This is a genomic window from Bacteroides sp. Marseille-P8574, from assembly GCF_902825465.1.
Lineage (GTDB): Bacteria > Bacteroidota > Bacteroidia > Bacteroidales > Bacteroidaceae > Bacteroides > Bacteroides uniformis.
Genome location: NZ_CADEBE010000001.1, coordinates 1,794,845 through 1,812,509 on the forward strand (window position 1 = coordinate 1,794,845; position 17,665 = coordinate 1,812,509).

Genomic DNA, 17,665 nt, shown 5'->3' on the forward strand with positions numbered 1-17,665 from the left:
GCATTACTGCATACACTTTGCAGCATTGCTGCATACCTTTTGCAGTGACGCTGCAAAGCAATTGCAGTAGCGCTGCAAAAGGTATGCAGTACCACTGCAAAATAGTTGCACTGATTTTGCAGTGGTTACGCACTGATTATAAGTTTATTGCATTTCGAACGAAACTACACCACGGACGTCGGCAGACGAAGCGCAAACGTATGCCTTGAACTTACCCGATTCGTACTTCCAAGCTGCGGAAGCCTCATCGTAGAACTTCAAATCATCCGGAGTAAGGGTGAAAGTCACACTCTTCTCCTCGCCCGGTGCCAGAGCGACTTTTGCAAAATGTTTCAGCTCCTTTACAGGACGAAGCACACTGCATTTATCATCGCCTACATAAAGCTGTACAATCTCTTTTCCGGCAATGCTACCCGTATTCTTCACGGCAACTGTCACCGTCAGCGTACCGTCGGCAGCCATGGTCTTGGCAGAAGCCACCGGTTTGCCATATGTAAAAGTAGTATAGCTCAAGCCATGACCGAAGGGGAAGAGTGCCGGAATCTTCTTGGTGTCATGCCAACGATAGCCCACCAGAATATCTTCCTTGTACTCCTGCTTAATGCTGTCGCCCGGATAACTGAGTTCATCGAAAGCATGTGCACCGCAATCCGTCAACTTGGCAGGGAAAGAGAAGGGCAACTTTCCGCTTGGATTTACCGCACCACTCAAGATGTCAGCCAGAGACTTGCCACCCATGGAGCCTAAATACCAACCTTGCACAATGGCAGGGACCCGGGATACCCACGGCATTTCCACCGCATTGCCGCTGAGAAGTACCAAAACGAGATTCTTGTTTACACCCAGCAAAGCTTCAATCAGTTCATCCTGCCCGAAAGGCAAGCCGTATTCCAGACGGTCGCCGCCTTCACAATCCTGGAAGTGGTTCTTGTTCAATCCGCCTACCAATACCACCAAGTCTGCCTTTTTCGCCATTTCCACAGCTTCTGCACGGAGTGAGTCTACCACATTCTGCGGAATTTCATCTGCACGGCCGTACATCGGACGACCGGCGGCATAGCCTTTCGCATAGGCTACCTTATCGCCATAAGCGGCACGCAAGCCATCCAGCGGAGATACCATATCCTTCACTTTCAGTTCGGAAGAGCCTCCTCCCTGATTCAGCAAGCGTACGGCATTATCGCCCACCACCAGGATATTCTGATACTTGGCTGCATCAATCGGCAGCAACGGAGCACCTTTCTTTACCACCGGAACATTCTTCAAGAGCACAATGCCCTCATTGCCTATCTCGCGGGCAGCGGCATAATGCTCTTCCGTAGCTACCGAACCATAGGGTTTCTGACGGTTCATCGCCGTACGGAATATCAGACGAAGAATACGGGAAGCCTTGTCGTCTATTGTAGACATCGGCACTTTGCCATCTTTCAACATCTGGAGGTAAGGGTTGGCAAGGTAATAATCGTTATAGGTAAATACACTCTCGGACGTCAGACCGTTGGTGTAAGAACCCATTTCAATATCCAGACCGTTGACGGCAGCTTCATAGGTGTCGTGGGCACCGCCCCAGTCGGTAATGACACAGCCATCGAACTTCCAGTCATCTTTCAGAATCTTGTTCAGTGTGAAATCGTTATGGCAGGCGTGCTGGCCGCGAATCTTATTGTAAGCGCCCATAATGCTCCAGGCACCTCCTTCTTCTACCGCAGCCTTGAATGCAGGCAGATAGATTTCATGCAAAGCACGGTCGCTAAGATTCACATCAATATGTCCGCGCCACAGTTCCTGGTTGTTCAGCGCATAGTGCTTGACACAAGCTGCCACTCCGTTCTTCTGCAACTCCTGGATGTAAGGTACGCATATCACACTGGCCAGATAAGGGTCCTCGCCCATATATTCAAAATTACGCCCGTTCATCGGAGTGCGGTAGATGTTGACGCCGGGGCCCAGCAACACATCCTTTTCACGATAGCGCGCTTCCTCACCGATGGCCTTGCCATACTTGGCAGACATGTCCGGATTCCAGGTAGCGGCCAGACAAGTCAAGGCCGGGAAAGCGGTAATGCTGTCATTGGTCCAGTTGGCATATCCCCAGTCATTCCAGTTGATTTCGGCACGGACACCGTGAGGGCCGTCGCTCATCCAAAGCTCGGGAATGCCGAGTCGCGGAACACCCGCACTGCTGAATTTACTCTGCGCATGGCAAAGGGCTACCTTCTCTTCCAGCGTCATCCGACTAAGGGCATCCTTTACACGTGCTTCAATAGGTTGTGCATCGTCCATATAGACCGGTGTCTGTGCAGACACGGTACTGATGGAGCATGTCAATAATAGGGTTGCTAAAAATTTATTCTTCATATCTTAATTGGCACATTAAATTATCATTTAATTTTAATCGTTGTCGTCGCCTTCTCCAGTCCATCAGCCGTAGCCGTCACCTTGACACCACCCGGTTCACCGTTGTTCTGCAGTACCACCAGGCACTTCCCGTAGAAAGCCTTGCGGTGGTTGTCCTTGAACTTCTCCATAGAAATAGGGCTTCCGTTGTCCACTCCGGCTATGAAGCCGGCACCTTCTACGGCAAAGGTCACATCGTTTTCGGCATTCGGACACAAATTTCCATCTTTGTCCAGAATCTCAACCGTAATGAAACTCAAGTCTTTGCCATCTGCCTGAATGGTACTGCGGTCAGGGCTGAGACGAATCTGTGCAGGTTCACCCGCTGTCCGGATTTCCTGCTCGGCCACAGTCTTTCCTTCCTTGCGGGAAACAGCCTTTACCGTACCCGGCTCATACTTCACGCGCCACATGACGTGGAAATCGTCTTTTCCCTTGTTGCGCACACCCTGCGACTTTCCATTCACGAAAAGCTCCACTTCGTCGGCATTGTTATAATATGCCCACAAATCTATGTCTTGTCCCTCCGTCCAATTCCAATGTGGGAAAAGATGCAACACCGCCTTGTCCGGACGCCACTCGGACTGATACATATAGTAGACGTCCTTCGGGAAGCCAGCCAAGTCGATAATGCCAAAGTAAGAGCTACGTGCCGGCCAACCGTAAGGAGTAGGCTCACCGATATAATCGAAGCCCGTCCAGACGTATTGTCCACTGATAAAGTCGTTGTTCTTTACATGGCGCATAGTACCTTCGTGACGGTTGCCCCAAGGAACATGACAGTTGTCGTAGGAGGAGCAAGAGAACGAGGCATCATAGAAAGGCTTGTCCCAACGTTCGGGCCAGATGAACATCGAATCACTCGGCATCCGGTAGTAACCGCGTGTCATCAGGCCGGAAACACTTTCCGTTACGATGAACGGCTTACCGGGGAAGTTCTCGGGAACACCTGCAAACCAGTCGTCATGGTAATTGAAGCCGATAATATCAAGCGCACCGGAACGGAACAAATGATTGTTCGGATTCGGCTCGTTGCAGCCTGCCGTCACGGGGCGCGTGGCATCGAGCTTTCTCACCATATCCGCCAGTTTCTTTGTCAGCAGTGAGTTGACGGACATTTCTCCGTCCTTTGCCAGCATATCCGCACTATGGCCGAAGTTCAAGACCAGGTTGGCCTCTGCCAGACTCAAGGTGTCGGCTTTGGCATCCGTCCACTGCTCCAGCACTTCGTTGCCGATACTCCACATGAAGATGGAAGGATGATTGCGGTCACGCAGGATAAGGTCAGTCAAATCACGTTCGTGCCATTCGTTGAAATAGCGTGAATAGTCGTGGCGGGGCTTTTTCTTGCGCCACATGTCGAAAGTCTCGTCCATCACGATGAAGCCCATACGGTCGCAAAAGTCGAGCAGCTCCGGTGCAGGAGGGTTATGAGAACAACGGATTCCGTTGCAACCCATTTCTTTCAGAATCTCCAACTGGCGTTCGATGGCGCGCGTATTCACCGCAGCTCCCAGGCAACCCAGGTCATGATGCATGCAGACACCGTTTATCTTCACTTGTTCACCATTCAGGATAAATCCTTTTTGTGCATCGAAGCGGAAAGTACGGATGCCGGTAGGAGTATAATAACGGTCGAGTACCTCGCCGGTCTCTTTATTCTTGAGGATGCTTTCTACCTTATACATATAAGGTGCATCAATACTCCAGAGATTAGGATTCTTCAATTCTATTTCCTGCTCCATTTCTGCCGGAGCGACAGGCATCAGCTGAGCTTCCGACACAGCCTCACCTACCACATGACCGTCGGCATCCACTAACCGGGTTTGCAGGACGACATCAATCAGAGGAATAATTTCCGAATCGAACACAACATATGTACCGTCGGCCTGCTGCACGGAATCTTCCGTCTGCGTCTCTACATCGTACTGTAAACTGGTACGTATCTTCAACCGGGCACTGTTCTTCGACACTTCTTCTGCCGTCACGTAGGTACCCCACTGTGCCACATGCACCGGATTCAGTTTCGTCAACCACACATTACGGTAGATACCGCAACCGGAATACCAACGTGAATTGGGTTGTTCGGCATTGTCCACTCTTACAGCAATCACATTCTTCTCCCCCCATTTAATATAAGGAGTCAAATCATAACTAAACGAGATGTATCCATAGGGGCGTGTTCCCAGTTCATGCCCATTAATATAAACGGTGGAGTTCATATAGACACCATCGAAATCTATGCGATAGCGCTTGCCCTCATCGACCTTATCGGCAATAAAAGTCTTACGATACCAACCTATACCACCAGGCAGAGCACCTCCCCCTGTTCCTGACGGATTGTCCCGACTGAACTCTCCTTCAACAGCCCAATCGTGGGGCAAGTTCAGTTTCCGCCAGTCTGCGTCATTATAATCTGAACGGGATGCCGCTGTATCGTCTCCCAAGCGAAAGGCCCAGTCGGCAGTAAAATCCAAGCTACGGTCATCGCCAGCTACCTCTTTAGGAGCATTGCAACCAACCAGCAGGGACAGCCCGATGGCCAAAGACAATATGATTTTATTCATGGTAATAAATATCTAAAAGATTATCGAGTGCCTATTCCTCTCTTACAGCTATTCAGAAGCAGGGAAGTTTCTGGCACCGGGGAACAACGAGACCGGCACCCGGAAGATTTCTCTCCCTGGCACCGTCGTCTATCATTCTGATTATAATTTTATAGTTTGCGCTTTTCCGGCATACTTCACTGTTGTGCCTTTCGCCTTTAAATCGAACGGTTGCGGCTGATCTTTGCTTACCTTCACTACATTGAAAGTACGTTCCTTCAGCATACCAGGGAAGTCACCCGTACGGTCACCGATAACCAGTGTACCTTCAGCATCGTTATAAGCAAAGGGTATAGTGGCATATTGTCCCTTCTCGTAATTATAGTTCACACCTTCATCTTCATAGAGTGTAAATGCACCGTCCTTACCCGTATAGACATAGAGTGTGATTTCCGAAGCCGGTTTTTCATCACTGTATTGCATATCCGGACCATAAGGTACAATGGCACCTTCGCAAACGTAGAGCGGAATACGTTCATAAGGAGCATCCACTGTCAGCTTCTGGCCACCGTCCACATACTTGCCGGAGTAGAAGTCATACCAACCGCAGCTTGCCGGGAAATAAACCTCGCGGTTGCGTGCACCGTATTCGTAAACCGGAGCCACCATCAGGGCAGAACCGAACATGAACTGGTCACCTATATTGTTGACGTTTGCATCAGCTGTGAAGTCCATTACGAGCGGACGCATGATGGTATAATCATTGAAATAAGTCATACCTGCCAAAGAATAGATATACGGCATCATGTTGTAACGCAACTTCGTATAATAAACGATGGAGTTGTAGCACGGATGTCCTGCCGGAGCGATATTCCAAACCTCACGGTACGGATACTGGCCGTGTGCACGGAACAACGGGCAGAAAGCGCCGAACTGATACCAACGGGTATTCAACTCTCTCCATTCCTTATAATCAGCATTTTCACGTCCAGTCTTGTTGAATTCCATCTGACCAGCCACATAACGGTTCTCTACACAGAATCCGCCGATGTCCATAGTCCAATAAGGGATACCGCTGACAGCAAAGTTCAGGCCGGCAGAGATTTGTGCTTTCATATCTTCCCAACGGGTAGCGATGTCACCACTCCAGGTGGCAGTAGAATAGCGTTGCAATCCTGCAAAGCCGGAACGTGTTAACAAGAAGACGCGTTTATCCGGTTCCACGCCGCGCTGTCCGTCATAGATAGCTTCGGCATTCATCAGCGCGTATGCATTGAAGAACTTGGCAGAGGGGCCGAGTGCTGTCGGACCGCAAAGGTCCTTGCGGTATTGCAAATCCGTACAGTCGCGTATGTTCGGTTCGCTGGCATCCATCCACCAGGCATCTATGCCGAGAGGATAGTAATGGTCTTGCATCTGCTTCCAGAAGAGCTTGCGTGCATCGGCATCGTATGCGTCATAGAAAGAGCCCAGATAGCCGGGACCTACCCAGTCTTTAATACTGTCTTTAATAGCCTGCTGGTATATCCAGCCTTTTTCGTCAAATTCCTTGAAGTGTTCGGTCGTAGCATAGAACTTGGGCCATACGGAAATCATCAAACGTCCATTCATGGCGTGGATGGAGTCGACCATTCCTTTCGGATCGGGGAAACGTTCGGGGTCGAACTCATGGCTTCCCCAAGAATCCTGCTTCCAATGCAGCCAGTCGATTACGATATTGTCGATAGGAATCTGACGTTCACGGAATTCCTTCAAGGTGGAGAGAACCTCCTCACGCGTATTGTACTTCTCACGGCTCTGCCAGTAACCCATCGCCCATTTCGGCATAATCTGGGATTTACCTGTCAATGTACGGTAGCCGCTAATCACATCGTCCATATCATCACCATAAACGAAATAGTAGTCTATTTCATTCTGCATTTCACCCCACCAGGAGAGTTTGTTCTGTTCTTCATCAGCCACCGGACTCAATGCCCGCAGACCGCAGTAAGAAATTCCGGCGTCAGGCTTCCATTCTATCTTCAACGGAACGCGCTTGCCCGCTTCCAGATTGACAGCAAACTTATAGCTATTAGGATTCCAAGCCGTACGCCAACGTTCGGGAACCACCAACTCATTATCAATATATACTTTCATGTAGCCTGCATAGTAAAGGATGAAGCGGAACAAGCCGCTTTCTGCCGGTTCTATTTCTCCCTCATAAACTACGTCGGACCCTCCGAACGGGAACTCCTCAGGCAAATTAATCACCTTACTCAGATGTGCGGCACGGTCCAGATGTTCAAAATAAAGAGAATCCTCACGACGTACAAGGGTTTCCACGTCTTTCTTGCCCGGAATATATGTACCGGTCAAAGCACCTTCCTTGCCCTCTTTATCATAAAGTTTGAAGACATCACCCAGCTGTGAGTAATCGCGCGGGTCACCGAAACGGCAGAGCGAATAGCTGTCCCAAAGCACACCGTAGTTCTTATTAGACACAATGAAGGGTACAGACACCTTTGTATTATACTGGAACAGTTCCTCATTCTTACCTTTATAGTTGAACTCATCCGCCTGGTGCTGGCCCAAGCCATAGAAAGCCTCATCATTGCCTGCCGACTGGAATACTTGACGTACTGTATATCCTTTCGTACCTTCCACTTCCACCGGAGTAAAGGTCCGCCCGTCAGAGTCTTCAGCCAGAATCTGCTTGCCGTCAGCATCCGTGAAACGTACCTCACCCGTTGTCTTGGACACAATGGCACATAATTCCGATGTCTTGACAGTCACTTCATCGCCCTGCTCTTCGACCTTAAAGTCGGTCTTATTCTGTTGAGGGATCACAATGAGACTCTGCTCCTTTGAAAATTCCTTCTCAGGAGTAGCCGATACATGAATGAGCTTCTCGCCCATTACTTCTAATCTTACTTTACGCACATCCGTCGGTTGCTGCTGCTTGACTTCCACAACAACACCGTTCTCGGTCTTTTGGAATCCGCCTCCGGAACATGCGGCGAGCATCCATCCGGCAAGCAAATAAACTGAAGTGTTTTTCAATTTCATATTACTGTTTTTAAAGTGAATTTTCTCCGATGTAAAAATAGAAAGTTTCCTTCAAAAACGGGTCCCCCCGATGTTGAAACACAAGGGCGCTTTTGATTACCCTAAAAGACAATATGTTTCCGTAAGGGGTATCTTTTGTTATTTACCCTCTCTTTCCTGATAAACAGAGGGCAAAACACCGAATTCATCCTTGAAATATTTGCTGAAATACTTGGGGTTGTTAAAGCCCAACTGATACGCTATCTCCGATACATTTTGCTGACTCTCGCGCAGCATCTGCGCCGCTCTTTTCAGACGGATGACACGGATAAATTCAATGGGTGTCTTACCGGTTATCTGCAAGAGTTTCTTGTAAAGATGTACCCGGCTCATACCCAACTCATGGCTCAGCTCCTCTACGGACAAATCACTACGTGCAATATTCGCTTCCACATATTTGATAGCATTTTCCACCAGCTTTTCATCCAACGAAGTAATGGCTATTTCACTTGGTTCGGGGTCAATCTTTGTACGCAGCCTATTCTTACCGCTAAGGTCTATCAGCTTTCGCATACGCAATATCAGCACTTCCATATTAAACGGCTTCGTCACATAATCATCCGCACCGATAGTCAAGCCCTCTACTTTATTCTCTACCGACTGTTTGGCAGTCAGCAACACAAAAGGTATATTCTCCGTATGCTTGTCCGTCTTTACCCTGCGGCAAAGTTCGTTGCCATCCATTACGGGCATCATCAAGTCACTGACAATAAGGTCGGGCTTCAGCTCCGGGATGACATTCCATGCTTCTTGTCCGTTGGCAGCTACTTGAATGGAGAAATAAAGACTCAAGCTGTCTTTCATGAAGGCAACAAAATCTTCGTTATCATCCACAATAAGCACCAAGGGCTTCTTCTTTTCTCCGGCCGATTCTTCCTTTTCCCGATTTGTCCCCCCAATCACTTCCAGCGCAACCGCATCTTCTTCGGCCGCTTCTTCCGACAAAGGCGTAGCAACATTCACCACCGAATGCTTGATAGGAATATCCACTACAAATACGCTGCCCGAACCCACATTGTCGAACACACGCACAGCACCACCATGGAGCGTCACAAAGTCACGCACCAAGCTTAGCCCGATACCGCTTCCGGTGGAATGATTATCCTCCCCTTCGTGCTCCGCTTGATAGAACCGTTCGAATATCCTTTCCTTGTCTTCATCCTTGACTCCTATCCCCGTATCGGATACTTTGATTTCCAGAGTTTCCGGAGAGCCCTTCAGCACTTCCAACGAAACATCCACCCTCCCGCCATTAGGAGTAAACTTAAAGGCATTGGACAGAAGGTTCATCACAATCTTGCCCACCTTGTCTTCGTCAAAGGACATATTCAGCCATTCCACCGCCGAAAAGAAAGTAAGGTGCACATGTTTTTTTTCCGAAAGCATCAGAAAAGAGCTACAGATATTACGTACATACGCCACAATGTCTCCTTCGGAAAGAGTAAGGTGCAAACCCGCCATCTCATTCTTACGGAAATCAAGCAGCTGGTTCACCAAATTCAGCAGACGCAATGCATTGCGGTGAATCATACCCAGTTTGTCTTGCCATTTTTCATCTGCCGTCTCCTTCATCATACTCTCCAACGGCGAGATAATCAGCGTCAACGGAGTGCGCAATTCATGGCTGACATTCGTGAAGAAACGGAATTTCATCTGGTTAACTTCCTCGTTCTTTTTGGCATCCCGCTCCATCTGGCGTATCTTGAATTTGTTACGCTCCCTACGCTGCACCGTATAGAAAGCCAGAAACAAACTACCGAGCAATAACAGCACATAACAAGTGTATGCCCATGGAGTCATCCAAAAAGGCGGAAGAATCACTATCTTCAAGCAAGCCTCTTCAGTACCTGCATATCCGTCGCTATTCGTAGCCTTTACTTTCAGCTCATACGTACCGGGAGCCAGATTCGTATAGGTCACACGGTGCATATCGGACATGCTCGTCAACCAGTCCTCATTGAATCCCTCCAACTTATAAAGATACCTCGTCTTTTCCGGTAACACATAATTGTCCGAAGCGAAAAACACCGTAAATACGTTCTGCTTATAAGTCAGCACCACTTCCTTCGTTTCATTCAGCGCCTCCTTCAATATCACATGGCCTGCATACTCTTCGTTCACCTTTACATCCTCATTGAACAGTTGAAATCCGGTAAACATTACTTTAGGTAGTGTACGGTTGTACTTTATGTTATCAGGTCTGAAACGGTTCAGTCCATACAGTCCTCCTACTACGATTTCACCCGTATGCAGGCGTTTAAGAGAACGCTGATTAAAATCACAAGTCTGCAACCCGTCCTTATCGTTATAAGTATAACAACGAAAAGAAATCTGTCCCGTCTTATTGTCCGACAGCAGAACCACATTTATCAGCTCCCCTCCCGTACTGACCCACATTCCTTTATTATCATCTTCCGTGATACCTAATATCAGTAGTTTCGAGAAATCGGATTTTATGGGGACTTCATGTATTTCATCCCGTTGCGGATCGTATACATTAAGTCCCTCGCGTGTAGCCAGCCAAAGCAGTCCTCTACTGTCTTCATACACCTGATTGATGACCAAATTTGAGAGAGTGGTCTTACCGGACTTTGTACCGGTAAAGTTCGCAATTTTCCTGGTGGACAAATCCATGACAGCTATGCCTGCTGCAGTTCCAATATATAATGTATTGTTGCGCCCTACACAAAGGGATGAGATATAATCCGACACCAGATTGGAATTCCCAGTAGAATAGGTTGTAAAAATTCCCGTTTTAGGGTCCAGGCATTGCAATCCCTGCCCCAAAGTCCCCACCCAGATATTCCGGTCAGCGTCTTCGGCCAGTGCCCATACATTGTCATAAGCCAGTGAGTTCTTGTCATCCTTGTTGGCACGGTAATGGATAAAGCGATTACCGTCATAACAATTCAGTCCGCCCCAAAAAGTTCCTGCCCACAACCGGCCGTCACGACCCTGAAGAAGACAGACAATCACATCGCTTGAAATGGAACGGGGATCTGCCGTATGCGAAAAGGTTTTCCGTTCATCCGTCACCATATTCCAGCGCACCAGTCCACGGTCATTGGTCCCCAACCACACAATATCCCCTTGTCCGTCCTCCACACAATTAATGTCACCCAAATCGACAATGCCAAACTTGAAGCTACTTTCATTGTAAAATGAAACACCTTTCTTATAAGTGCCCACCCACATGGTACCAACATTATCTTCATAGAGAACAGTCACCGTATTGTTGGAAATCGTACGCTCATTATTAGGGTCATTCATCAATCGCACGCTCTCTCCATCCAGACCTATCACTTCAATTCCATCCTGGTCTCTACCAATCCAAATGTTTCCATACTTATCCTGCGAAATGGCCCGTACCATGTTAGAGCGATCGCTCCTGACAGAACGCACCTCCCAGCTTTTCTTCGGCAGATGGTAAACCCACATTCCTTCAACGCTATACATCCAGACACGTTCATGACTGTCAACGAACAAAGTGAAAGTTTCTGATTGATTTTTCCCCCATTGACTGGCAATACCGTCGAAAGTCCATTTTACATTCAACTTCTCCCTATCCAGACAAGCCAGAACTCCATTGCCGAAAGCCAACAAGATTCCCTCACTACATTCCGTCATGTCTGTTATGTTCATCTCTGTCAACAAGGTATCAGTACCAGCCACCATCACCGCATTCTCTTGTCCCGGCTTATAACAGTAAATACCTTTACCCGCCACATAAATCCAGAAAATCTTTTCGCTATCAATATACACAGTGGAAGGATTCCCACTTATCCCAATATGCCACATCCAGCCCTCCACATTGCGGTCGAAAATATCGGATACAGAGTTATAAATGGCATATCCCGCTCCTGTACGTACCCACAAATTTCCAGTAGCATCTTCCTGAATGTCCTCAATATAACTATCCGGCAGCGAATTGCCGTCATCCTTCAGGCTGCGGTATATCCTGGTATCATAGCCGTCATAACGGTTCAGCCCGGAAGCTGTGCCAAACCACATGAATCCATGTGAATCTTTATAAATGGCATTAACCTGGTTATTGGAAAGCCCGTCTTTTACTTCCAAATGTTTAAACATGTAGTTGTGCGAAGCGGCAGTGAAGCAAGCTACCCAAACCCATAAGACAAGTAATAGCAATCTTTTCATTCTATCGGAGATAAGGAACACATATTTTATTGCAAATGAAGCAAAAAGCCGATAAAAAAACAAGAAAAGCCCGTCTTTTTTTATCATTTTATCCCCCTCATTTGTTTCATGGGCAGAAAAAAGAAGGAGAAGTACATTCCTCACGGACAGACTTCTCCATAACCAATCAAAAAAAAACTATATTAACAATTTTGTAACCTAATAAAAACTATCTATATGAAACTTAGAAAACTGTTCTATATTCTATCAAAATGGATACTTACCCTCTTTAGCACCTCTCATAATGCCATCATAGGTATATTTATCACCTATCGTTCCATCAGCACGCTTAATCATAGCGAACGTACCACCATCCCAAAAAAACGGAACCATACCATGATTTTTCGCTTCACGAGTTACTACCTCATTAAATTGTTCGCGAGATTTATTATGAGCCTCTTGATTTTCTCCAAGTCCAGTACGCACCATTGCACCATACTCGCCAAGGATAACGGGAATTCCTTTGTCCACAAACTGAGATTTCATTTTAGCAAATAATCCACTCATCTCAGTCATATCACCAAAAGTAGCATTACGGTTGGAACCTTCGACTTTATAGTCTCCCCAAAAGTAGGCCATCCTCCCCCAATCTTCATCCTTCTCCAAACCACAGAATGTCCAAGGGGTATAGTAATGTACCTCGACCATTAGACGGTCCTTCACCACATCAGTAGGCATGTCGCCAAAGAGATTGTCGGTCTTGCCGATATCTGTAGACGGTCCTTGTACAATAAGATTGCGCACAGCATTGTTACCTCCCGTAGCACGCACAGCATCAATAAAAGTCTGCTCATAAGATTTCAATACAGCCATTTGGGCAGTATTTTCCACATTGGGTTCGTTACATCCGGCAAAAAGCAAATGCTCATCATAAACATTTAATTTATTCGCTATCTGAGTCCATAAAGCTTTTTGCTTCTTGTTATTAGCTTCCTGCTTGTCGGCAGTACAATTGTTTTCAAGCCAACCGCCATCCCAGTGGATATTTACAATGGCATACATATCATTGGATACACAATAGCCTACCACTTCATAAACACGGTTCAGCCATTCATCTTTTACCTTGTATGTCCCTCCGTCTTCTATATACTGATCCCAGGAACAAGGTATGCGTACCGCATTGAAACCAAGCTCTTTCACACTCTTGATAAGTTCCGCCGTAACCTTCGGGTTTCCCCATGCAGTTTCACCTCCAATAGCTTCCAGCGTATTTCCGAGATTCCAGCCTGCATACATCTTTGCCGCCAATGTCATTGCATCACTTTCCATACCCTCATCAGGCAGTTGACCGGCCATTTGACTGACAACAACCGTCTCTGTCAAAGTTCCTAAAGTCAAAGTGATAAGTCCCGAACGAGCAGTTCCATAATTAACTGAAACGATAAAACTCTTAACAGCTTCTGACATTGCAGCACGTGTACTGACCTCTTTTATCCAATCACTATCGACCGCCACTTGTACATCACCGTTTGTTATCAGTGTCACAATATAATTGCCTCCTTCAGCCGGTACCTTTTCCGGGAAAGTAGTCGACTCAACTACCAGTCCATCCGCAGCCGTCTGTTTCACAATAAAATGGCCAACCTCACTATCTCCGGACTTCACCATCACATTTGCTTCCCGGTCACTTGGTTCCGTATTGGCTTCAGTTGTAACCGCATATTTAAGGATAGTGCTCGATGTGGAGTTCTCGGCAGTGACTTTACACCAATCCGGCGCACTGCTGGTTACTTCCAGCGCAACATTCGATTTGATGTTCAATGTACTTGTTCCTCCGACCTTGGAGAAAGTCATTCCATTCATCAGAATTTTTTCAGGAATAGTAATTTCCGGAGTCACTGTTTCGTCATCACTGGAGCACGCACTCACAAAAGAAGAGAGGAAAAGTGCCAATAGCACCAAGCTAATCTGGAATCTTTTAATAATATTCTTCATGTTGTTTTTAGGTATTAAATAATGGTTAAAAGTAATAGCAAAAGTAGCGGAAAAAGTGAGAAATAGCCAAACAGCATGTTATGCCAAACAGTATGATTTGTTACCGAATAGGGTCAGAAAGTAATCAATAGCTGACATCAGGCTTAGCCTGTTTGTCCATCCTGGAATTCACAAGACAAGCAGGGATATCAAAATCCGGTTATTCCGGGCTACCATCCCGACTCAAGCGTTTGCCGCGTAGGCGATGACTTCTACTTGGTCAACAGTAGGGAGGTATCTATGCGCCAACCATCCGCTACAACAACGGAACATTCTACATGATTACCACCAATGTATCGGACAAAGGCAACTTCATCGTCCATACCACCGCCCCGCTTGGTGAATGGTCTGATCCTATCTGGCTGAAACAAGGTGGCATTGACCCCTCCCTCTATTTCGAAGACGGTAAATGTTATCTGGTCAACAACCCCGACATAGGTATCTTTCTATGCGAAATCAACCCGATGACCGGCGAACAGCTCAGTAAATCCAAGCACATCTGGAACGGTACGGGAGGACGCCGTCCGGAGGGTCCGCATATCTATAAGAAAGACGGCTGGTACTATCTGCTGATTTCTGAAGGCGGTACGGAATATGGACATAAGGTGACGATTGCCCGCAGCCGCACGATAGACGGCCCATACGAAAGCACCCCCACCAACCCGATTCTGACACACATTAACAAAAACGCCCAGAACAGCCCCATTCAAGGCACCGGGCATGCTGACCTTGTTCAGGCTCCCGACGGAAGCTGGTGGATGGTCTACTTGGCATTCCGCCCGCAAACGGGTTCCCACCATCTATTAGGACGCAAAACCTTCCTCGCTCCCGTGCGCTGGGCCACCAACGCCTGGCCTGAAGTGAATGGAGACGGGACCATTGCCCTGCAAATGGATGTTCCCACCCTGCCGCAACAAACGTTTGCAGAAAAACCTACCCGCACAGAATTCAAAGATGGTAAATTAGGAGCCGAATGGGTGCACATCCGGAACACTACACTTTCTCATCCGGCAAGTTACGGCTGAAAGCGACTCCCGTCAATTTGGATAACAGCAAGGAAAGCCCCATCTTCGTCGGCCGCCGACAAGAACATATCGATTTTACCGCTACTACTTCCATGCGGCTACAGAAAGCCTCTGCAGGAGATGAAACCGGATTGACGGTCTATATGTTTAAACCTGCACACTATGACCTTTTCGTCAAACAGCAGGAAGACGGGAAACAAGCTGTAGTATTACGCTACCGTCTCGGAGCAATGACCCATATAGAAAAGGAGGTGATTTTGCCTCAAGGTAAAGTGCAACTCCGTGTAAAAGGCGACAAAGACATATATTCCTTTGAATATGCTACGGACGGAAAGAATTTCAAGGAGATGGGACGCATGAATGCCTGCTATATCAGTACCGAAACCCCAGGTGACTTTACGGGAATCACGCTGGGCCTATATGCAGCTTCCGGCTCGACTGGATCAGAGGCGTACGCAGATTTTGAATATTTCGACTACGAGAAATAAGCATATACCCGTTTTTCAGAAATTGAACTGATCAATAATCCTCCATTTAAAAGGAAAGGCTACCCTTCACGGGTAGCCTTTCCTTTTATACCTATTACAACAGACGCCACGAAAGCATCGTCCACCATAGGAGATTACAAAATCTCCAAGTTATCTATTGTTATCTTTACAGCATCCGGTTCGGCAATATCACTGAAGATATCAAAGATATCAATCACAAATACGATTGCACCATTAATGGCTGCTTCCGGCTTATAAGTAATAGTATAAGTACCATCTCCTTTAATTTTAACATCGGACTCACCACTGTAAGAAGGCCACCATCCAGGAGCAGTGTACATCAACCCTGCATTATACTCTTTTGTCAGTGCATCTCCACTCAATCCGCTGATACTGAAAGTCAGCTTCATAGAATAATCAAACGTCAGAGCAGAAAGGTCTACCGGACTATCATTTTTAGTACTACCAAAATCATTGTAGATTTCAATACGGAAGTTATTCTTCTCTCCTTCGAGATGTCCGAACACCAGCTTACTGTTATCTACTACCACCACCTTGGGTTCGGGAGTAGAAGAGCCTCCTGTTGTATTGGGAATAAAATGATAGGCAACATATTCCTCCTTATCACCATTACGTACTCCCAACCACATACTTGTCACATTTCCTGCCATAGTCTCCAGGCGAAGAATACGGAGCTGGTTATCAGAATTGGCAAAGAACATGATGTCTCCACCACCGATATGATAAGAAGGCACACCGCTTTCAAAAGAATAAATACCTTTTTCATCCAGTGTATATGTACCACTTACAGTTGTTCCGTCGGGCATGGAGAATTCATAGGTCATAGCCTTTGAATCCATAGTCAGAGAGAGTTTATCAAGGTCTGCTACTGGAGTTGCCCAGTCAGGATAATTGCCTGCTGTAAAGTTATTCATCAAACTACCATCCAGATTTGCCCAGTCAAAAGGAACATCAGCAGACATATTCCACTGAATAGTGGTACTTACTGTTTGAGATACAGCATCTTTCCATCCGTCGGGCAATGTGGGCTCCGGATCAGGCTGATCCTCGGGTACATAGTTGTCAGCAAACTCTTTAGAGACAAAGTTCCATATCAACCACCAAGCACCCTCACTATTATCACGCATGACAGCCACACGCAGATGGTTTTCATCCAGTTCCAGTATCTTCAGGTCTTTTCTCCAGTTTGTACTTCTATCAGTCCAGCCAGGAGTGTGTAGTAAATCACAATCTGTGAAAGTGATGGTATGGTTCTCTGTGTTCAGCATAAAGGTTCCTTTACTGTCCGTAGTACCTGAAACCGACTCGGAATGTACATTTACATTAGCTCCACCTTTCAAGTCAAAGGTCATTGTACTTGCCCAAATAGCATCATCACCAGTATGTCCCTTGCCCGGATCCCAGTTAGCTTCCCAATTATTCCATTCAGTAGTTTTTGAAGGGTCAGCATAAGTCATCTCACCTGCCGCATAGCCATAGGAACCATCGTCAAATATCCAAACTTTCTCACTGTCTACACCTCCGGTAAGGAATGACCACAATTCATCGTTTACAAAGTCCGCACAAAAAGTACTGATATCAAAAGTTGTAGGTTCACCGTAAATAACACCACCCCGTGTCTCTACACCAAATTTCACAGTATAAGTACCTTCAAAAGGCATCTTTAGTGTCACTTTCTGTTCTTGGCTGCGTCCTTGGGGATGCTCCCACAAAGCAGTGTAATTGGCACCTAACTTACTTTCCAAATAAACAATGTTCGGATTCTTCGAGTCATGAGTAATCGTATAGGCAATACCCTCCACAAGATCATCAGATGTCACTCCTTTGTCACCCAGATCATATTCATCGGGGGAACAAGCGCTGAATATTAGCATCACACTTGCTATAAGCGAATAGATATAATAGTTTAATTTCATACCTTAGATTTTTTTAT

The 17,665-nt window shown here is 46.8% G+C and carries 6 protein-coding genes and 1 pseudogene; 1 reads left to right on the forward strand and 6 read right to left on the reverse strand.

The genetic code is table 11. The annotated features are described in order from the left end of the window. Positions 1-144 precede the first annotated feature (144 nt). The 5 genes from HUX74_RS07855 to HUX74_RS07875 all read right to left on the reverse strand — a co-directional run bounded on the left by HUX74_RS07855 (position 145) and on the right by HUX74_RS07875 (position 14,159). Positions 145-2,358: a glycoside hydrolase family 3 C-terminal domain-containing protein gene (locus tag HUX74_RS07855; protein WP_174646461.1), complete on the reverse strand. Its 2,214-nt coding sequence runs from the start codon at positions 2,356-2,358 to the stop codon at positions 145-147. Between the two features lie 23 nt (positions 2,359-2,381). Further along, on the reverse strand, positions 2,382-4,964 hold the full coding sequence (locus HUX74_RS07860; RefSeq protein ID WP_174646462.1) for a sugar-binding domain-containing protein: 2,583 nt from the start codon (positions 4,962-4,964) through the stop codon (positions 2,382-2,384). A 141-nt stretch (positions 4,965-5,105) separates the two neighbouring features. Further along, on the reverse strand, positions 5,106-7,988 hold the full coding sequence (locus HUX74_RS07865) for a TIM-barrel domain-containing protein (protein ID WP_131225703.1): 2,883 nt from the start codon (positions 7,986-7,988) through the stop codon (positions 5,106-5,108). A gap of 138 nt (positions 7,989-8,126) precedes the next feature. Continuing rightward, positions 8,127-12,185, reverse strand: a complete 4,059-nt coding sequence (locus HUX74_RS07870; protein ID WP_117599962.1) for a hybrid sensor histidine kinase/response regulator transcription factor — start codon at positions 12,183-12,185, stop codon at positions 8,127-8,129. 246 nt (positions 12,186-12,431) lie between these two features. Continuing rightward, positions 12,432-14,159: a cellulase family glycosylhydrolase gene (locus HUX74_RS07875; protein ID WP_174646463.1), complete on the reverse strand. Its 1,728-nt coding sequence runs from the start codon at positions 14,157-14,159 to the stop codon at positions 12,432-12,434. Positions 14,160-14,360: 201 nt separating this feature from the next. Between HUX74_RS07875 and HUX74_RS07880 the strand changes: the two are divergent. Next, positions 14,361-15,711, forward strand: a pseudogene (locus HUX74_RS07880) (glycoside hydrolase family 43 protein). Between the two features lie 134 nt (positions 15,712-15,845). Here the strand turns inward: HUX74_RS07880 and HUX74_RS07885 are convergent. After that, positions 15,846-17,648 carry a hypothetical protein gene (locus tag HUX74_RS07885; RefSeq protein WP_174646464.1) on the reverse strand — a complete coding sequence of 601 codons (1,803 nt, stop codon included), beginning with the start codon at positions 17,646-17,648 and terminating at the stop codon, positions 15,846-15,848. Positions 17,649-17,665 lie beyond the last annotated feature (17 nt).

Coding starts and splice junctions, on each gene's coding strand:
- HUX74_RS07855 (WP_174646461.1), bottom strand. CDS start 2,358: ATGAAGAATAAATTTTTAGCAACCCTATTATTGACATGCTCCATCAGT.
- HUX74_RS07860 (WP_174646462.1), bottom strand. CDS start 4,964: ATGAATAAAATCATATTGTCTTTGGCCATCGGGCTGTCCCTGCTGGTT.
- HUX74_RS07865 (WP_131225703.1), bottom strand. CDS start 7,988: ATGAAATTGAAAAACACTTCAGTTTATTTGCTTGCCGGATGGATGCTC.
- HUX74_RS07870 (WP_117599962.1), bottom strand. CDS start 12,185: ATGAAAAGATTGCTATTACTTGTCTTATGGGTTTGGGTAGCTTGCTTC.
- HUX74_RS07875 (WP_174646463.1), bottom strand. CDS start 14,159: ATGAAGAATATTATTAAAAGATTCCAGATTAGCTTGGTGCTATTGGCA.
- HUX74_RS07885 (WP_174646464.1), bottom strand. CDS start 17,648: ATGAAATTAAACTATTATATCTATTCGCTTATAGCAAGTGTGATGCTA.